This is a genomic window from Bacillus sp. R86525 (genome assembly GCF_042466195.1).
Taxonomy (GTDB): domain Bacteria; phylum Bacillota; class Bacilli; order Bacillales; family Bacillaceae_G; genus Bacillus_A; species Bacillus_A nitratireducens.
On record NZ_JAXHPX010000007.1, the window covers coordinates 3,732,631 to 3,750,767 of the forward strand.

Annotated in this window: 21 protein-coding genes; 2 read left to right on the forward strand and 19 right to left on the reverse strand. The window is 37.1% G+C overall.

Going from position 1 to position 18,137, the window contains the following annotated elements:
* Positions 1-78: 78 nt before the first annotated feature.
* The 12 genes from SJY24_RS21865 to SJY24_RS21920 all read right to left on the reverse strand — a co-directional run bounded on the left by SJY24_RS21865 (position 79) and on the right by SJY24_RS21920 (position 9,986).
* A complete protein-coding gene (locus tag SJY24_RS21865; RefSeq protein ID WP_377866188.1) occupies positions 79-852 on the reverse strand; it encodes a flagellar basal-body rod protein FlgG in 774 nt (257 codons plus the stop codon).
* Between the two features lie 43 nt (positions 853-895).
* Positions 896-2,206 (reverse strand): flagellar biosynthesis GTPase FlhF, encoded by a 1,311-nt coding sequence (gene flhF / locus SJY24_RS21870; RefSeq protein ID WP_340851077.1) that lies wholly within the window; start codon positions 2,204-2,206, stop codon positions 896-898.
* A 15-nt stretch (positions 2,207-2,221) separates the two neighbouring features.
* Entirely contained in the window at positions 2,222-4,288 is a 2,067-nt protein-coding gene (flhA, locus tag SJY24_RS21875; RefSeq protein WP_377866189.1) for a flagellar biosynthesis protein FlhA, read from the reverse strand.
* A 23-nt stretch (positions 4,289-4,311) separates the two neighbouring features.
* Positions 4,312-5,358, reverse strand: coding sequence for a flagellar type III secretion system protein FlhB (gene flhB / locus SJY24_RS21880; protein ID WP_002126637.1), 1,047 nt, complete (start codon positions 5,356-5,358; stop codon positions 4,312-4,314).
* Positions 5,359-5,368: 10 nt separating this feature from the next.
* Positions 5,369-6,130 carry a flagellar biosynthetic protein FliR gene (locus SJY24_RS21885; protein WP_377866190.1) on the reverse strand — a complete coding sequence of 254 codons (762 nt, stop codon included), beginning with the start codon at positions 6,128-6,130 and terminating at the stop codon, positions 5,369-5,371.
* Positions 6,131-6,145: 15 nt separating this feature from the next.
* Positions 6,146-6,421: a flagellar biosynthetic protein FliQ gene (locus SJY24_RS21890; RefSeq protein WP_002011993.1), complete on the reverse strand. Its 276-nt coding sequence runs from the start codon at positions 6,419-6,421 to the stop codon at positions 6,146-6,148.
* Between the two features lie 33 nt (positions 6,422-6,454).
* Entirely contained in the window at positions 6,455-7,213 is a 759-nt protein-coding gene (locus tag SJY24_RS21895) for a flagellar type III secretion system pore protein FliP (protein WP_016092914.1), read from the reverse strand.
* Positions 7,210-7,530: a hypothetical protein gene (locus SJY24_RS21900; RefSeq protein WP_000121176.1), complete on the reverse strand. Its 321-nt coding sequence runs from the start codon at positions 7,528-7,530 to the stop codon at positions 7,210-7,212. The genes SJY24_RS21895 and SJY24_RS21900 overlap by 4 nt, the downstream gene beginning before the upstream one ends.
* 12 nt (positions 7,531-7,542) lie before the next feature.
* Positions 7,543-7,902 carry a flagellar motor switch protein FliN gene (fliN, locus tag SJY24_RS21905; protein ID WP_377866191.1) on the reverse strand — a complete coding sequence of 120 codons (360 nt, stop codon included), beginning with the start codon at positions 7,900-7,902 and terminating at the stop codon, positions 7,543-7,545.
* A 10-nt stretch (positions 7,903-7,912) separates the two neighbouring features.
* On the reverse strand, positions 7,913-8,899 hold the full coding sequence (gene fliM / locus SJY24_RS21910; RefSeq protein ID WP_377866192.1) for a flagellar motor switch protein FliM: 987 nt from the start codon (positions 8,897-8,899) through the stop codon (positions 7,913-7,915).
* Positions 8,900-8,913: 14 nt separating this feature from the next.
* Positions 8,914-9,138, reverse strand: coding sequence for a flagellar motor switch protein FliN (locus tag SJY24_RS21915; protein WP_000775712.1), 225 nt, complete (start codon positions 9,136-9,138; stop codon positions 8,914-8,916).
* A gap of 62 nt (positions 9,139-9,200) precedes the next feature.
* A complete protein-coding gene (locus SJY24_RS21920) occupies positions 9,201-9,986 on the reverse strand; it encodes a lytic transglycosylase domain-containing protein (protein WP_377866193.1) in 786 nt (261 codons plus the stop codon).
* Between the two features lie 256 nt (positions 9,987-10,242).
* Here SJY24_RS21920 and SJY24_RS21925 point away from each other — a divergent pair, with 256 nt between their 5' ends.
* Positions 10,243-11,349, forward strand: coding sequence for a flagellin N-terminal helical domain-containing protein (locus tag SJY24_RS21925; protein ID WP_377866194.1), 1,107 nt, complete (start codon positions 10,243-10,245; stop codon positions 11,347-11,349).
* 251 nt (positions 11,350-11,600) lie between these two features.
* Entirely contained in the window at positions 11,601-12,401 is an 801-nt protein-coding gene (locus SJY24_RS21930) for a flagellin N-terminal helical domain-containing protein (RefSeq protein WP_377866195.1), read from the forward strand.
* 86 nt (positions 12,402-12,487) lie between these two features.
* Here SJY24_RS21930 and SJY24_RS21935 read toward each other — a convergent pair whose 3' ends face one another.
* From SJY24_RS21935 to SJY24_RS21965, 7 genes are read right to left on the reverse strand one after another with little or no spacing between them, the layout of a single operon-like run.
* Positions 12,488-13,540 carry a P-loop NTPase gene (locus SJY24_RS21935; RefSeq protein WP_377867295.1) on the reverse strand — a complete coding sequence of 351 codons (1,053 nt, stop codon included), beginning with the start codon at positions 13,538-13,540 and terminating at the stop codon, positions 12,488-12,490.
* Between the two features lie 20 nt (positions 13,541-13,560).
* Complete coding sequence (gene moaC, locus SJY24_RS21940) at positions 13,561-14,049, reverse strand: cyclic pyranopterin monophosphate synthase MoaC (protein ID WP_377866196.1); 489 nt, start codon at positions 14,047-14,049, stop codon at positions 13,561-13,563.
* Positions 14,050-14,085: 36 nt separating this feature from the next.
* Positions 14,086-14,322, reverse strand: a complete 237-nt coding sequence (gene moaD / locus SJY24_RS21945) for a molybdopterin converting factor subunit 1 (protein ID WP_377866197.1) — start codon at positions 14,320-14,322, stop codon at positions 14,086-14,088.
* Positions 14,323-14,326: 4 nt separating this feature from the next.
* Entirely contained in the window at positions 14,327-14,791 is a 465-nt protein-coding gene (locus tag SJY24_RS21950) for a molybdenum cofactor biosynthesis protein MoaE (RefSeq protein ID WP_377866198.1), read from the reverse strand.
* Positions 14,772-16,085: a molybdopterin molybdotransferase MoeA gene (locus SJY24_RS21955; RefSeq protein WP_377867297.1), complete on the reverse strand. Its 1,314-nt coding sequence runs from the start codon at positions 16,083-16,085 to the stop codon at positions 14,772-14,774. The genes SJY24_RS21950 and SJY24_RS21955 overlap by 20 nt, the downstream gene beginning before the upstream one ends.
* 19 nt (positions 16,086-16,104) lie before the next feature.
* A complete protein-coding gene (locus SJY24_RS21960) occupies positions 16,105-17,121 on the reverse strand; it encodes a molybdopterin-synthase adenylyltransferase MoeB (protein WP_340851062.1) in 1,017 nt (338 codons plus the stop codon).
* Positions 17,122-17,146: 25 nt separating this feature from the next.
* Entirely contained in the window at positions 17,147-17,941 is a 795-nt protein-coding gene (locus SJY24_RS21965) for a formate channel (RefSeq protein WP_340851061.1), read from the reverse strand.
* Positions 17,942-18,137: the final 196 nt, after the last annotated feature.

Below are 18,137 nucleotides of genomic sequence, written 5' to 3' on the forward strand. Positions count from 1 at the left end.
AATGATTATCAATATCACTTTATGGTGTAACTGAAACAAAAGCAAGAACAAAAAAAGACTCCCGCTATCGGAAGTCCTTTATCTCAATATTTCATTCGCTTCTTTTTCATAAATTTTATCAAATGAAGTCATGATCCGCTGCGATGCTTGAATCATTTTTTGATCCGTCATAAGATCGGCCATTTCTTTCGTCATATCCACATTTGAATTTTCTAGCATGTGATTACGTACCATCCCTGCTGCATTTGGTAAATCAGCAATATTTCCTTCTGCTAGCGTAAAACTTTTATTTTCACGTTGCACGAGGCGAGCGTTCGTTTCTGCATCGACTGTTTTCGTTTGCAAGCGAGCAATATTATTTTGTGTTACTTCATCGTATAAAGTGCCATCTGCTTGTACAGCTACCTTTGCTCCTTCTGGAATACGAATACGTTCATTATTCTCACCCATTACGAAAGCACCAGATGCTGTTTGTAAATAACGATCACTATTTAATGTAAAACTACCGTCTCTCGTTAAAAATGTTTCATCATTTTTAGATGTAACGAAAAATGATGATGTGCCAGCCGTACCGTCGTCTAAAAAGAAATCTGTAGCACTATTTGTAATTTGTACATTTCCCTGTACTAAGTTCACATGCGTCGCAGCTGGTACTACAGCGTAATCGACCGAACCGATATTTGTCATCGACCCATCTCCGCGGCGATATGTGTCTTGTACATCAAATACTTTAGAAGTCATATTTTCTGCTTTAAATCCTGTCGTTTGGGCATTTGCAACGTTATTCGAATGAACATTAATATGCTGCATGTAATTCATCATACCCATAGAGCCTATATAAAGACCGTTCATACTCGTTTGAATAAGGCAAGTGCCTTATTCTTCACCTCTTTTCTTACGATGTTTGTAACATTTGTTTTGCTAAATGTTCAGCTGTAGCGATATGTATATGTTGCTTCACGTCTTGTCCATCTGTCATTAATACAATTGGTGCTGATGATACAGCTGGAATTTTCAACAATTCACCACTACTCGCTGTTTCATCAAATTTCGTAAATACGATACCATCAATATGGATATCTTTAAAGTTCGTAATGATTTCAATCATATCTTTACTTTTCATAGAAGCAGATAACGTTAAACAAATATAATCGGGCTCTACTTGCCCCATCGTCTCAATCATTTCTTCAACCGTATCTGACGTACGATAATTCTTTCCAGCCGTATCTATTAAAATATAATCAACACGCGCTTCTTCTTTAAAATAAGTAAGCGCCCGTGCCATTGCGGGTTCATCACGCACAGCTATAACTTCTGCTCCAATTGTTTTTACATAATCTTGCAGTTGCTGTACTGTCCCGATGCGAGAGTGATCTGTCGTAATAAAACCAACCGTTTTTTTCTTACCGTGAAACTGCCATGCCATTTTCGCAAGTGTCGTCGTTTTTCCAACGCCAGTTGGACCGATTAATGCAATTGTTTGTACCTCTTTCTCAAATACGTTTTCAGTATTAAAATGAGATCTCATATCTTCCAATATGTATCCGATGACTTCTTCTTCTGTAATCATCGTTGCATTCTCAAACTTCACTTTTAATTTTTCAGCATATGCATGAATGAAATATTGTTCCACATCGTTTTGTTCTAACATCCGAATTACTTTTTGAATAATAAATGGTACAGATTCCTGGTTTTCTTTTTTTATAACTACTTCTTCTTTCTTTACAGAAATAGCTTGTTTCACAACAGGCTGTTTTTTAGCTACTTTCGTCTCTTCTGTATGTTTCACAACGACAATACCCTTTTCAAACAGTTGTAATAGTTTCTCTTTTTTTCTTGCCCATTCTTCACTATTCCCTGTTTGCATCGCTGCGTACGACATAGAAGTCGTTACGTTTTCTAAATTGTGCAAGACAGATTGAATTCCATTCACCTTCACGATTTCTTCTGAAGGTTCACCTACAACATCCATTAATTGCTCATGAAATTGAGTTGTTCCTTCGCTATTTTCAGCCTGTTTATCTTCAGGAAAAGCGACTAACATTTCATAATTCTTTTTCCAAAAAAACGGGATATTTCGTTTTACACTTTCATCGACAACGTAGTAATAATCTGTACCATATTGGTCAAATAATTTTCGATACAATTCATTTTTCGAAGCTGCTTTTATTCGCATTAACGCTTCTTTTTTTTCTGTACTTTCCATTACTTCCCCCCCCTACTATTCAATATAAGCAATTTGATCTACAACAATTTCTGGTGCCAATTCACTAATACATAATACTTTCGCTTCTATTTGATAACGTTCAAGAAGTCTCACAATCGCAAATCTGAAATCTTTTCTACGCGTTAATAATACTGGCTCTCTTCCCATTAAACGAGCTTGTTTGAAAACGCGCTGTACTTGTTCTACTACACGCGTTTCTAAATCTAAATCCCAGTTTAATAAATAACCTTGGTATGAATTATTAACAACATCTGCATCTAGCTCAAGCGAATCAGCGAAGAGTGCCGCATAAATTTTCCCATCAGGATTTTTCGCACTCTCACAAATAACTTTTGAAATACATTCACGAACAAATGCCGTCACACCATCCACATGGTTTTGATAAATTTCTTTCCCGTCAATAATACCTTCAATAATTGTCGGTAAATCCCGAATTGAAATTCCTTCTTTCAGCAATTGTTTAATAACATTTTGCACGAGTGATAAATCGATTTCTTTCTTTTTAATTTCTTCTAATAAAACGCCATTATCTGTTTCAAGCGAGTGAATCAAGTCTTTCACATGTTGACGCTGAATTAACTCATGAAGGTTACGTCTAACGACAACATCTAAATGCGTAATTAATATGCTAAGCGGTTCTAACACTTGATAGCCCTTCATTTGTGCATCTTGTACCATATGCTCCAAAATCCAATATCCATCTTCACCAAAAATTGGATCTTTCGCTGGCTCTGCATCTAAATCAGCCATTACGTTCGGCGTTTTCAGTGCTAGTAAATAACCTGATTTTAAAACACCTTCAGCAGCTTTCGCACCTTTAATACGAATAATGTAGCGTCCACGTGGTCTAAAACTCGTATTATCTTTAAAGTTTATTCCAGGAACGTTAATACCAAGATCAGTAATAATGGATTTCCTCATTAGAACAACTTTATCACGAGCTGTTTCCCCGTTAATTTTCTGCTTTACAAGTGCCGCTAAATCTAAACCGAGTTCTACAATAATCGGATATTTATCTGTAAAGACGCCGAATGAATCTTCCACTTGCTGTAATTGCTCATCCTCGCCTTGAATCATTTCTAATTCTTGTTGAAGCTCGTCTTCTTTCTCTTTCTTTATTCGCTTTTTATTGCGAATTCCTAAGAAAATAATCGTGCCTCCAACGAGAGCAAATGGTAAAAATGGTAGCGGTGTAAAAACACCCATTGCGATAAATAAACCACCGAGTGCATATACAACAACTTCATGCGCTAATAACTCTTTAAAGATTCCTTCTGTTACTGTATCTGCTGAACCGTCAAATACACGCGTTACGATAATACCTGTTGAAATCGCAAGCATTAACGAACCGATTTGGTTTACAATTCCGTCACCGACAGTTAACTGTGTATAGTGAATAGCTGCATCTGCAAAGCTCATTCTTTGCTGCATCATACCAACAATTAAACCGAAAATAATGTTTACGAATAAAATGACAATCCCGAAAATAACGTCCCCTTTAATGAACTTTCCAGCGCCATCCATCGCTCCGTAAAACTCTGTTTCCATATTTAATTTTTTTCGTTTCGCCTGTGCATCTTTTTCTGTAATAAGACGCTGATTCAAGTCAGCATCGATAGACATTTGTTTCCCTGGTAAAGAATCAAGTGTAAAACGAGCTGCTACTTCAGCTGTACGAGACGCACCGTTTGCAACGATAAACTGGAATATGATTAATACTATAAAAATAACGATACCAATTAATAAGTTCCCGCCAATTACGAACTGGCCGAACTCTTCAATAACATGACCCGCATTTCCGTCTGTTAAAATCGCTCGCGTCGTCGAAACGTTAATCGATACGCGGAAAATCCCGATTAATAACAACATCGTCGGAAATGACTTTAATTCATCCCACTCGTTAATACTTGTAGCTCGCATATAAATAAGCACTGACATACTTAGTAGAAAAACGATAACGATATCAAGTATAAATGGTGGAAGTGGAATTAAGAGCGCCACAACGAATGACGCTGCTAAAAAGATAGAAAAATAGGTTCTTGCAGAATCCATCTTAAACAAAGAGATCCCCTCCAAACGCGCTATTATACTTCAAGTTCTTTCGTTTGAATTAAATAGCGCATAACTTCAATTACAGCTACGTATAAATCTTCTGGAATCGTCTCGTCTTCCTCAACTTGATAATATAAAGAACGAGCAAGCGGACGGTTTTCCACCATTGGTATTTCTTGTTCACGGGCAAGCGTTCGTATATATAATGCGAGCTCATCTTCCCCTTTTGCAACGACAATAGGCGCTGCATCAACTTGTTTATTGTAACGAAGCACAACCGAAATGTGCGTCGGGTTGTTCACAATAAACGTTGCACCATCCATCTTCTTCGCAATTGTCCCTTGCAAGATGGCATGCATAAAGTTTTTTCGTTTCCCCTTTACTTGCGGGTCCCCTTCATTATCTTTATGCTCTTGTTTCACTTCTTCTTTTTTCATCTTAATATCTTGTTCGTACTCCCATTTTTGATAAATGAAATCAATAATAGAAAGAACGATTAAAATAATTAAAATGGCTAAAAAGATAAATTTAATTTGGCTAATAATTTCAGTAAGTGACGCTGTCCAGTTAAATCCAATCATACTAACAATCTTCTCTAAATTCTTTTTAAAGAGAACGTACGAAACGTAACCGATTAATCCCATATAAAACAGTGATTTCAAAATATCTACTAAACTTTTACGACTAAACAATCTCGTAAAATAGTTTTTCGGATTAATACGTGATGCTTTCGGCTTAAGTACTTTAGAAGAAAATAAGAAACCAACTTGAATCATATAATTGAACAAATGAAAAGCATATACAAGTATTAATATAGGAGCCGATACTTTCAGAAGTAATATGCCCATTAAATAAAAATACTCGGTCGAATCTGTATTTTTTCCAATTTGATCAAACAGTACCGCTACGGAATGTGCGATCTCATAACCGAGCCAATCTCCGAAAAAGTAAACGACAACTGCTAATACAAGAATAGAAAATAAATTATTTAAATCTTTACTCCGGGCGATATTCCCTTCTTCACGCGATTTTTTACGCTTCTGCGGGGTGGCCTTTTCTGTTTTATTATCCTTTGCCATGCGCGTCCCCCTACTTCGTTAAGAAAAAGTTAAATAGTTTCGTATACTCTTCCAGTAATACGTCTGTCATATTTTTAAACACATAACCGAGCATCGGTACACTCATCGCAATAAACAAAATACCACACGTTATTTTAATTACGTACGCATTCATAAAAACGTTTAATTGCGGTGCATTTTTTGCGATTAAAATAAGGACGAAATTAATAATGAATAGACTGCCCATAAGTGGCAAAGCAATTTCAACCGCTGATGTAATTGCAAATAATAACGTTGCGAGTAGACTATCTAAAAAACTAGTCGTCAACAATTTTGAAATCGCCTCTGTATATTGAAACGACTTTAAAATCGTGGCAACGAAATAGTTAATGCCGCCCAGTGAAATAAAAATAATAAGAAAAAATATATCAAAAATTGTTGATAGCAAAGTGGACTGTGACCCTGCATTCACATCAAATAAACTCGCCTGTGATAAACCGATATCAAAGTCTAAAATATGCCCTGCCATTTTCGGAATGTTCCACAGCATCTCTACAATTTTTGAAAGTGATAATCCAATTACAATTTGCGTTCCTGCATAAGCTGCTATATCCCAAACTGTCTTTATGTGAGAGACATCCACTTGATCTGCCACTGTAATCGAAAGAGCGAGTCCAAATGTAACCTTTGCCATCGTCGGAATCGATCGGCCTGAGAAAAACGGTAGAAAATATAAAAATGAAGTAATGCGGCAAAACGCAAAAAACGTCGCCGCCCATAATTCCATATTCATTTCAGTTCACCTATCTTAGTACGAACGCAATAGCGATGGGATTTTATCAAATAAATCTAAAATAAGCATCGTTAACTCTTGAAACATCCACGGACCTAAAATGATAATAACGAGCACAATACTCGCCATTTTCGGTAAAAACGTCAGCGTTTGCTCTTGAATTTGCATCATCGCCATAATAACGGCGATAATAATAACGACAATCATACTTACAACGGCAATCGGCATTAAAATCATAACCCCTTTATAAAAAAAGGTTTGGAAAATATCTATAATTGGTGACGTATTCATTTATATGACTCCTATCACATAGCATCAAACGCTTCAGGCGACCGTTTTAAACATAATATCGACGATTTTTGTATATCCACCTAAATATACGAAAACAAGTATTTTAAATGGTAAACTTAAAATCATCGGCGGTACCATCATCATCCCAAGGTACATTAAAAGTGTACTAATAATTAAATCAATAAAGACAAACGCTAAATAAATGAACATCCCTGTAAGTAAACCTTTTTGAATTTGCGTTAACGTAAAGGATGGCACAAGCGTAAACAATGAAAGATCCTTTAAATCTTTCGGCAACTCTTCTCCACGCACTTTCAGCATCATTTTCAAATCATGCTTATACGTATGCTTCGACATATAATCTTTCATAATCGGAGCTGTCGTCTCCGCAGCTTGACTTACTGTTATTTTTTCTTTCGTCATCGGGTCCCACACATCACTCTTTAACTGACCGAGTACTGGTTGCATCGTAAATAGTGATAAAAATAAAGCGAGCCCAACAAGCACTTGGTTTGGTGGTAAATTCATAACCCCAAGCCCTTGACGAGTAATCCCAAGAACGATCATAAAATAAGTAAAATGCGTAAATAAAAGAACGATAGAAGAAGATAATGATAGAAGGGTAACGAGTGCGAATAGTTGTACACTTGAATTACTCGTAAACTCTTTTCCATTTTCGAAATTAATAAAGCCGTTCGAGGCTGCATACGCTGGATTTACAAAAACAATTGAAAAAACAATAGAAAATACGAAAATAACGGCAAATAACGATAACTGTTTCTTTATTCTCATGATGGATCCTCTACTTTTTTCGTTTCACTCTTCACCGCGTCTTCTAGCGCTTGTTGAAACTGATTTCCTGTTCCTGTTAATTGCACAGATTGTACACCATTATTACTTATAACAGTAAACACTTGCTTTCCGTCCACTTCAAACAAAAAGGCGCTCGTTTGATGATTTAAATACACGCCGTCTTTCACTTGAATATGGCCGTTTTCACCTTGCTTAAAAAACTGTTGTTTGCGTGTCTTTTTCGTCATATAATATGCACCATAGCCGAGCGCACCAAACAGTAAAACGACTTGAAATAAGGTCGTCATATACGACATATGACTCCTCCTCTACTCTTTATCCTGCACTTTATTTTGCGCCTTCATAAGCGCTGCGTGTTTCTTGTCAGCTTCGATTTCAGAAATAATAATGCCAAACTTCTCATCCATTACTATAGCTTCACCAATACCGACCTTCATATCACTTAAATATACATCTACTTTATGACCTAAATTTTTCTCTACTTCAAGAACATCGCCAACTTTTAATTGCTTCACATCACCAAGCTGAATCGATGACTTCCCAAGCTTTACGCCAAGTTCAATCGAAATATCCGAAACGGTATCAATATGCGCTTTACCCGCTTCATTTCGCTTCCCTGCAAATTCTTCTAATCCCATTAATGACACAGGAGATACTTCATGCTTCATATGGATCCTCCTACTCTATAAAACTTTTAAATAGGAGCGCCTTACGCGTTCCATCTTTCCCGATAAAACAATTAAATTTATGTTTTCCATCTACATAACCACGTAGTTGATCTGAAACCTTTGTATGAAGCGGAATAATATCACCTTCTTCAATTTGCTCAATCTCACCAATTGTCATCTTCTGCTCACCAATTGCAACGTGAACAGGTTTATACACTTGATTTACTTTCACTTCTACTTCAGACGTATACTTTTTACGCTTATCCGAAGAATGTTCAACAATATTTTCAGACGTTAACTTATCCATAATTTCTTCAACAGATAAGAACGGAATACCGATACGAACTGTCGTATTCCAAAACTCTGTTTTCATATTTACATTCAGTAATGAAATAATATCGCTCGCTGTCGTAATCTTTAGCGCATTCGGATCTGTCTCCGTCGTTACAAACTTCGGTTCAATCGCAACAACGCTTTCAAATGATTGCTCTAAATTTTTACAAAGAAGCAAGAATATATTATCAAGCGTTAAAAACTCAAACGCCGTTAGCGGTCTGCGCATCGTAAAGTTACGCTTACTATCTCCGCCAAGCCAGCATTCATGAATATAAATAACAAATGCTAAATCAATCTCAATAACAATTTCTCCAAGCTCTGGTAAACCGAGATCAATAACGCAATATAAATAATAATCTTTCGGCATTTTCTCTACATACTCACTCGTAAATGGAACTTGCTCAACGGCCGAAGGCTCTAGTTCAATCGGAATACGCATACGCGCTGATAACGTCTGTGAAGTCTGTTTGCCAAAAGTAGACGCAATCGCTTGCAAACTACGTAAATGCTCAACACCGAACTTCTCTGGTCTATTAAAATCATACTCTTGAAATTTATCTTGCTTCCCTGCTTCTTGTGCGAAAGCTGGCATTTCTTCGCCTTCATTTACCGCCTTCAGCAGGGCATCAATTTGCTCTTGGCTTAATTTTTCGCCACTCATGACAATCCCCTTCCCTACCTTTTCAATTCAACGATTTCAACGTACATTTTCCCATTCTTCGTCAAAATCTTTCCGGTTCCAATCTCTTCATTCTCAAGCATAAGACGCACCGTATTTTTCGTTGAATTTTCAAGACGATACAATGTACCTTTCGTAATATGAAGCAGATCTTCAATTTTCTTTTTCGTATTTCCGATTTCAAAATAAATTGTTAACGGAATATCATCTTGTAATTTCAAATCTAGCCAACTCCCATATCATGTTCACGAAAATTTCATGTTCTCTCTATATATGAAATTTCTTATTTTGAAACGTCGATATTTAATATTTTTTTAATATATCCTTGCGTTTCTTTAAATGGCGGTACGCCTCCGTACTTTCTCACATTACCAGGGCCAGCATTATAAGAAGCAAGCGCCAATACGAGATCACCGTTATTTTTCTTTAAATAACCGCTTAACTCTTTCACGCCGCCTTCAATACTTTCAGCTGGTGAAAATGGATTTTTTATACCCATCTCTTTCACATTTGCTGGCATAAGCTGCATCAGCCCCATCGCCCCTGCATGTGACACCGTTTTCGGATTAAAATTAGACTCTACTTCAATCATTTTTTGAATTAACGTTTTCGGAATTCCATATGTATTACTTACGCGATCAATAATATCCTCATACTTACCTTCATTTGAAGAACGTATTTTCTGAATATTATATTTATTCGTTAATCCCCACGTATCAGCAGCCTCATTTTTCGTTTCTGGAAAACGTCGTTCAAACTCTTTTTGTGCAACTTGCACTTCATCTACTTGCTTCGTTTCAGCTTTTTCCTCAGGCTTACTCGCTTCCTCTACTTTATTAATAGATTCTTCCGGTTTATTAACAACCGTTTCTATTTTCGCAGATTGTACCGGCTGACTCATATCTTCTACTTTTGCCGTTTGCGGAGTAACCTTCGTCTCCTTCGCAGGTTCACTCTGCAATTGATCTTGAAAACGACTACTAACGAACGCCTGTGGACTACTTAACTTTTGCTGCATCTGTCCTTTTTTATATGCAAGAACTTCTTTTACTATATTTCCAACTACCATAATATCACCTTTTCGGTAAACAAAGATAATCTAATATTAGAGTTTTTTAAAAAAGTTTGCAATAATCCTTTTAATAATATTGTAATAAAAAAATGAATAGATTGTTAAACTGTTATTTTTTTATATTCATTAATTCGAATTTTTAGTTGACACCCATTGTAGCAAGGATTACAATAAATCTCGAAATTGATTTTTTCGCATATTACCGTTTTTCGATTTGCAGAAAAGTCAATATAAAAAAATGGGGGTTCTTAACATGAGAATTAATACAAACATTAATAGTTTACGTACGCAAGAGTACATGCGTCAAAACCAAGCGAAAATGAGTAACGCTATGGACCGTTTATCAAGCGGTAAACGTATCAACAACGCTTCTGACGATGCTGCAGGTCTTGCTATCGCAACTCGTATGCGTGCACGTGAAAGCGGTCTAAACGTAGCTGCAAATAACACACAAGACGGTATGTCATTAATTCGTACAGCTGATTCAGCTTTAAACTCTGTATCTAATATTTTACTCCGTATGCGTGATCTTGCTAACCAATCTGCTAGTGACACAAACACTGATAAAAACCAAGCTGCAATGCAAAAAGAGTTTGAAGCTTTAAAAGACCAAATCAAGTACATTTCAGATAATACGGAGTTTAATGATAAGAAATTACTTGATGGTACAAATCCAACTATTGATATTCAGACTTTAGATTCTAAAGATACTACTAAAAAAATCTCAATTTCTTTAGATTCTTCTACTCTTGCTAACCTAGGCATTGACACTTTAGCAATTGGAGCAGATACTATTAGTCAAAAAGACCTTGATACTACTACAAATTACATGGCACGTCTTGGAAACGCTACTAATGCACCTACAGAAAAAGTATTAGACCAAGATATTCAAGATGCTAAAAAAGCTTTTGATAAAATTAGATCTGGTTATACTGAGCAAGATGCTAAGGCTATTGACAACTTGTTTAGTTCTTATGATTCCACAAAAGCTGATCCCAATAAAGCTTTTGATGACTTTAAAGCTGCTGCTGCAGCTATTAACACTAAATTCGCTGCACTATCAACAACAGCAACACCTTTTGATCCATCTGCTGCTGTCGAAAAAATTGATGCTGCAATAGAAAAGGTTGCTTCAAACCGTGCAACTCTAGGTGCTACATTAAACCGTCTAGACTTTAACGTTAACAACCTTAAGAGTCAATCTGCTAGCATGGCTTCGGCTGCTTCTCAAATCGAAGATGCTGACATGGCGAAAGAAATGTCTGAAATGACTAAGTTCAAAATCTTGAACGAAGCTGGTATCAGCATGCTTTCTCAAGCAAACCAAACTCCACAAATGGTTTCTAAATTATTACAATAAGCCATTTGATTTAGCTTCATGAATGAACCTCTCTGCTTGCGGAGAGGTTCATTTTTTCTATATAGATAGATTATTTGTAAAAGCTTTCTTTTTTTACGTGGAAGAGAGTATCCACGTTGCGTAGAAGCGGTCATTGCCTATCTCTATCCCCTCTTATGTTAAAACACAAACAGAAAATGAGCATAAGTCCTTTTTTCATAGCCTTTTATTGACTTTAAGATCATATATCAAATCTATAAGGAGTGTCTATTATGCGTATTGGTACGAACATTTTAAGTATGAATGCTAGGCAGTCGTTGTATGAGAATGAGAAGCGTATGAGTGTTGCGATGGAGCATTTGGCGACTGGTAAGAAGTTGAATAATGCTTCTGATAATCCTGCTAATGTCGCGATTGTGACTCGTATGCATGCGAGAGCGAGTGGTATGCGTGTTGCGATTCGTAATAATGAGGATGCGATATCGATGCTTCGTACAGCGGAAACTGCCCTTCAAACTGTTACGAATATTTTGCAGCGTATGCGTGATTTAGCTGTCCAATCTGCGAACGGTACAAATTCAAATAAAAACCGTGATGTACTGAATAAAGAGTTTCAATCCTTAACAGAACAAATTGGTTATATTGGTGAGACGACTGAGTTTAACGATTTATCTGTATTTGACGGGCAAGACCGTTCTATTACGCTAGATGATATCGGTCATACTATAAATATAGCGAAACATATTCCCCCTTCCCCTACACAACATGACATCAAGATTTCAACAGAGCAAGAAGCAAGAGTGGCGATTCGTAAAATTGAAGAGGCTCTACAAAATGTATCACTTCATCGTGCTGATCTCGGTGCGATGATAAATCGTTTGCAATTTAATATGGAGAATTTAAATAGTCAAAGTACAGCGTTAACCGATGCCGCTTCTCGAATTGAAGATGCGGATATGGCGCAAGAGATGAGTGATTTTTTAAAGTTTAAATTGTTAACTGAAGTTGCGCTTAGTATGGTTTCACAAGCAAACCAAATTCCGCAAATGGTTTCTAAATTACTACAATCGTAAATATAACCGTTAAAACTATTGAAATAACTCTATAAAAAATAAAAAGCGGGATACATACGTGCTATGTATCCCACTTTTATATCAACTTATCCTTTATAAATAAGATCTTCTGCTAAAGAATTAAACATTTCCCCAACAAGTGAATCTTCATCATATACACATGATCCATTATTCTCTTCACGCTTCGCAAACGGTATTTGTGCTATCACTTCTGTTTTCAGTTGTTCTGCTAACATTTCACCGCCACCCTTACCAAAGAGATAGTTCCTTGAGCCATCTTGTTCTTCGTAATATGCCATGTTTTCAACGATACCTAAAATATCGTGTCTCGTATGTTTTGCCATTACGCCTACTCTAGAAGCGACAAATGATGCTACGTTATGAGGCGTTGTGACGATAATTTCCTTCGCTTGTGGAATCATTGCAGCGACATCAATAGCAACGTCTCCTGTTCCAGGTGGTAAATCAAGAAGAAGATAGTCTAGTTCTCCCCAGTGCGTATTCGCAAGGAAATTTTGAATCCACTTGTTTAACATCGGTCCGCGCCACATAACTGGGTTATTTCCTTCTGTGAAGAATCCCATCGACATAATTTTAACACCGTGACTAACGACTGGAATTGCAGTTTGATCAATCATTGTTGGCTTTTCATTCGTTTCCATCATAGCTGGGATACTGAATCCGTATATGTCTGCATCTAAAATCCCAACCCTTTTCCCCATACGAGCTAACGCAGTAGCAAGGTTAATCGTCACAGTTGATTTACCAACTCCTCCTTTTCCGCTCGTTACAGTAATAAAACGCACCCCTGAATCAGGTCGAAGCATACTAGGCATGCCTGTTTCTGTTCTAGCCTCTTTCTTTAAAGACGCTGTTAATACCGCGCGTTCTTCTGGTGTCATTGAGCCAAATGTTAAAGAAACTTTTGATGCCCCAATATTTCGAAGAGATTCTTCAATATCTTGTTGAATTTTTGCTTTCAACGGACAACCTTGTATCGTTAAAACTACTGCTAGCCCAACTTCTGTACCATCAATTTTTATATTCCTTACCATGTTTAATTCCACAATACTTTTGTGTAATTCTGGATCTTCTACATGGCTTAAAGCGTTCATAATCTGTTCGTGAGTAATCATTATACACATTCCTTCCATTGTAATTATTTTACCTTGTGAAAAAAGTCTCCGCTTTTCCCACCCGTTTTTTGCACTAAATACGTTTCTTTCATGACTATCGTTTTATCAACAGCTTTACACATATCGTAAAAAGTAAGGGCAGCGATTGATACGGCAGTTAATGCTTCCATTTCTACACCTGTTTTCCCACTACACTTTACTGTCGCTCGTATGATTAACTCATAGCCATCGGTTTTCTTTTCATAATGGAACGTAAAGTCTGTTCCTTGGATTAATATCGGGTGACACATAGGGATTATATCCGCTGTTTTTTTAGCACCGATTATGCCAGCCACTTGTGCTACTTGGAGCGGGTCTCCTTTTTTCAATCCACCATTTTGAATTGCTTCAAATAGTTCATTTGATAAAGAAATTGTACTTTGCGCAACAGCTGTACGTGTAGAAATATCCTTTTGAGAAATATCAACCATTTTAGCTCTTCCTTCTTCGTTCCAATGCGAAAATTCAATCATAATGATCCTCCTTGTGCAATATTCAAATAGAAAGAATTAACCTCCACTTACAGGTGGGATAAACGCGACGGTATCTCCAGCTCTTACAATATCTTCGTCCGTTACAAATTCTTCATTAATTGCTACCATTACTTTATCTAGCGTCTGTAAGTGATAGTTTTCTTTCAACCATTTTTTCAATTGATGAACATTCATCTCTCGTTTTTCTATTATTGCTAATCTCTCTGAACCGACTTCTTCTCGTAAATTTGCGAACAGTAAAATTGTAATCATTCTCTCATTCTTCTTTCTCTGGCTTTCCTTCTGGATACGGAATATTTTCAAGCTGATCTCCAATCCACTCCGTTCCATCTTCCCAAAATTCTTTTTTCCAAATTGGGACGATTCTCTTTATACGTTCAATTGCGTATTCATTCGCTTCGTACGCTACTTTACGATGTGGTGACGATACTGCAATGACAACTGCGATATCCATTATTTCTAATCGCCCTACTCGATGTGTGATTGCTATTTTCGCATCCGGCCACTTCCCCTTAATTTCTTCTCCAATTTCAGTAAGCTTTTTTACTGCCATCGGTTTATATGCTTCATACTCAAGATGTAACGTTCGTTTTCCTTTCGTTAATTCTCTTACCGTTCCAATAAAAGTTGTAATTGCCCCTGCTTCTCGTCTTGCTACTTTATTCGTTACTTCTTCAACTACAATCGGACTATCTACAACTTCAAATTGTGCTTGTCCCATCAAAACCTCTCCCTACTTTACGGAATGTCCAAGGCCATTCACTACCTTCGTTATCTTCTAATAAAAGAATATCTACAAACATCCCTTTTTTGTATCCTCTCGTTCCGCCTGGTAGTACGATAAAAATGTTTGATTCCGCTAATGAAGAAACGGAACTAGATTTATCGAATCCTGATGGATAAGCGATTAGTTGTCCTTCGTTATACTGAAGCTTTGCTCGTACAAACCTTGTAAATGGATTTGGTTTTAGAAAATCTTCTCCGAGCATTGCTTTTTCTCGTTTTACATGTGGTTTTTCGCTAAACATATACGCACGAATACTAGGTTTTACGAATAATTCAAAACCTACATAGCAAGCAGATGGATTACCTGATAATCCAAATAATAATTTCCCGTTTAATTGCGCTACTGTTGTGACACTACCCGGCCGCATGGCTACTTTATTAAAAAGAACTGATGCGCCTAATTTTTCATATATAGCTGGTAAATAGTCATAGTCACCTACCGAAACACCACCAGTTGTAATTAACATATCCACTTCGCTTAACGCTTTTTTCACTGCTTCGTAGCACGTATTCAAATCGTCACTAAACTTCCCAAAGTATTTTACTCTTCCACCTGCTCTTCGAATTTGAGACGATATCATATACGTATTACTATTTCGGATTTTCCCAGGTTGTAGTTCTTCATTTACATCGAGAAGTTCACTCCCAGTCGCTAATAGTCCAATTATGGGCTTTTTCGCTACTGGCACTTCGCTATAACCGAATGTAGCAAGAAGAGCTGAAATACCCGGATTAATGTAACTACCTCTTTTTGCGAGAACGGTTCCTTTCTGAACATCTTCACCTTGAAAAGATATATTGTCCCCTTCTTTAAATGAGCGTCGCACTTCCATATAGCTTTTTCCGATATTCTCATATTGACGATGACGAGTCAGTTCTAGCATGACGACCGCGTTACATCCTTTCGGAATTTGTGCCCCTGTCATAATCCGAACTGCTTGAAACGCTCCTACTTCTTTAGGAAATACGGAACCTGCTCCAATTTCACCGATGACTTCAAATACGATTGGATTCTCACGACTTGCTCGCGAAGTATCTTCTGCCCTAATAGCAAATCCATCATATGGCGATCGATTGAATGAAGGGACATCGTGATCCGCTACTATATCGTCTGCTAACGTACGCCCGTATGCTAATTCCAGTGGTACTAGTTCTTTTACACCACAATTAGCAAATGCCATCACTTTACGAACAGCCTCTTCAACTGTAATTGGCACTCTTCTTTCCATCATTACCAATCCCTCTCTATTATCCTAATAACCGATAGTATAGTTGTTTCGCTTTTTGAATTTCATTCGTGCCATGAATAAATACACGACCATCATGAAAAATGACGATGCGATACTCTTCTAATTGGCAAGAGAGCAAATACGGATTCCGATCAACTTTCCCGTGATTCTTTAATACTTTTTCTAACTCATCAAAGTTGTAATGTCTATTATGCGCTGGTCTAATTTGAACTGTATTTCTTCCACATAACACAGCTGTCTTCGTTTGATTTTCGTATGATAAATAAGGATAAGTTCTATTTGTTCCGCACGAAGGACAGTCTTCCGTTTTGATTTTCCCTAGTTTGATAGAATGATATTGATTACTCCATATATCAAACATTAAAAAAGTTTTTCTAATTGCTGCGTAATCTTCTACTAAAATTTTGAAAGCTTCCGCCACTTGGTACGCTGCAACGATTTGAACAGCTGGACTAATAATTCCAACTGTGTCACACGTCGCCCCTGTAACAGGAACACTTTTCAGCACACAATGTAAGCACGGTGTTTTCTTCGGAATAATCGTATAGCTCATGCCATACGATCCGACACAAGAACCGTAAATCCAAGGGATATTGTATTTTTGTGATGTATCATTGATTACAAACCGAATATCGAAATTATCTGTGGCATCAATAATGACATCGACACCACCTAATAAAGCTTCCATATTATCTACTCTTGCATCCATTACTAGCGCTTGAATTTGCACGTCTGAATTAATTTGTTTGAGACGGTTTTGTGCTGCGATTGCTTTTGGCAACTTTTCTATCGCATCTTGTTCAGCGTAAAGTTGTTGCCGCTGTAAATTACTCCATTCTACGTAATCGCGATCAATAATCGTTAATTTCCCGATACCTGCACGTACTAAACTTTCTGCACTGGCACTTCCTAATGCACCTGCCCCTATTATTAATACATGCTTATTTCTAATTTTCTCTTGCCCTTCTTTTCCAATAGGAGTGAACAACTGTTGTCGTGAATACCGCTCTATCATGAGGTAGCCTTCCTTTCATATACTGTTATTTTTTCAATACATCTTCTTCGGTAGTGCTTTGTTTCTGATAACAAGAAAAATAAGCGAATCCAACAAATCCAGCTCCGCCGATTACATTTCCGATAAAGACAGGCACAAAGTTTTTCGCAAGATCCATCCACGTAAGGTGACCAGCAAAAATAACTGCTGAAATGACAAACATATTTGCTACTACTTGCTGAAACCCAATTACGACAAACGCCATAATCGGAATCCAAATCCCAACAATCTTCCCAATTAAATCATTCGTTCCATACGCTAACCAAATTGCAAGGCAAACGAGCCAGTTACAACCAATTGCCAAAATTAAAGTTCTCCCGAAAGATTCATGTAATTTATCTTGAGCTATCGCTATCGTTTTATTTAAATAGGCACCTTCAGTTAACCCGCCAAGGTGACCGAAACAATACGCTACGAAAAGTGCACCTGCGAAGTTCGTTAAAGTGATCCACGCCCAATTGTTTAACACATGTTTCAATGAAATTTTCCGTGCATACAGTGCCATGGCCATCGACATCATATTTCCCGTAATTAATTCTCCTCCTGCTAAAACAACGAGCATAAGTCCAATAGGAAAAACCGCTCCTCCTATAAAATTGACTAAACTTCCCCACTGCTCCGGTACATTACCTAGAACACGAATATTAAGTAAAAATCCTAATGAAATGAATGCTCCTCCTAAAAAACCAAGAATAAGCATCGCTGATAGCGGTTGCCCCACCTTTTGAACACCGGATTCAATCACAAGCGCAGCAATTTGTTCCGGTTTATGAAATGCCATAACCAATTCCTCCATTTTTCTCATCTAAAAAAAGCAGCACCAAAAACCCTTACCATCGTAAGGATTTTTGAATGCTGCTTAATCTCTCTGCATATCTCTTACAGAAATATCATCATCATTTTTACTATACTCATAGAAAGTGTACAAAACTTGCACATTTCCCACTATTTACGTTAACAAAGAGAATCTACATTCT

Excerpts from the sequence above, each read along its gene's own strand:
- SJY24_RS21865 (WP_377866188.1), bottom strand. The coding sequence starts at position 852 with ATGAACGGTCTTTATATAGGCTCTATGGGTATGATGAATTACATGCAG.
- flhF (WP_340851077.1), bottom strand. The coding sequence starts at position 2,206 with ATGGAAAGTACAGAAAAAAAAGAAGCGTTAATGCGAATAAAAGCAGCT.
- flhB (WP_002126637.1), bottom strand. The coding sequence starts at position 5,358 with ATGGCAAAGGATAATAAAACAGAAAAGGCCACCCCGCAGAAGCGTAAA.
- SJY24_RS21885 (WP_377866190.1), bottom strand. The coding sequence starts at position 6,130 with ATGAATATGGAATTATGGGCGGCGACGTTTTTTGCGTTTTGCCGCATT.
- SJY24_RS21890 (WP_002011993.1), bottom strand. The coding sequence starts at position 6,421 with ATGAATACGTCACCAATTATAGATATTTTCCAAACCTTTTTTTATAAA.
- SJY24_RS21895 (WP_016092914.1), bottom strand. The coding sequence starts at position 7,213 with ATGAGAATAAAGAAACAGTTATCGTTATTTGCCGTTATTTTCGTATTT.
- SJY24_RS21900 (WP_000121176.1), bottom strand. The coding sequence starts at position 7,530 with ATGTCGTATATGACGACCTTATTTCAAGTCGTTTTACTGTTTGGTGCG.
- fliN (WP_377866191.1), bottom strand. The coding sequence starts at position 7,902 with ATGAAGCATGAAGTATCTCCTGTGTCATTAATGGGATTAGAAGAATTT.
- fliM (WP_377866192.1), bottom strand. The coding sequence starts at position 8,899 with ATGAGTGGCGAAAAATTAAGCCAAGAGCAAATTGATGCCCTGCTGAAG.
- SJY24_RS21920 (WP_377866193.1), bottom strand. The coding sequence starts at position 9,986 with ATGGTAGTTGGAAATATAGTAAAAGAAGTTCTTGCATATAAAAAAGGA.
- SJY24_RS21925 (WP_377866194.1), top strand. The coding sequence starts at position 10,243 with ATGAGAATTAATACAAACATTAATAGTTTACGTACGCAAGAGTACATG.
- SJY24_RS21930 (WP_377866195.1), top strand. The coding sequence starts at position 11,601 with ATGCGTATTGGTACGAACATTTTAAGTATGAATGCTAGGCAGTCGTTG.
- moaC (WP_377866196.1), bottom strand. The coding sequence starts at position 14,049 with ATGATTGAATTTTCGCATTGGAACGAAGAAGGAAGAGCTAAAATGGTT.
- moaD (WP_377866197.1), bottom strand. The coding sequence starts at position 14,322 with ATGATTACAATTTTACTGTTCGCAAATTTACGAGAAGAAGTCGGTTCA.
- SJY24_RS21950 (WP_377866198.1), bottom strand. The coding sequence starts at position 14,791 with ATGGGACAAGCACAATTTGAAGTTGTAGATAGTCCGATTGTAGTTGAA.
- SJY24_RS21955 (WP_377867297.1), bottom strand. The coding sequence starts at position 16,085 with ATGGAAAGAAGAGTGCCAATTACAGTTGAAGAGGCTGTTCGTAAAGTG.
- SJY24_RS21960 (WP_340851062.1), bottom strand. The coding sequence starts at position 17,121 with ATGATAGAGCGGTATTCACGACAACAGTTGTTCACTCCTATTGGAAAA.
- SJY24_RS21965 (WP_340851061.1), bottom strand. The coding sequence starts at position 17,941 with ATGGCATTTCATAAACCGGAACAAATTGCTGCGCTTGTGATTGAATCC.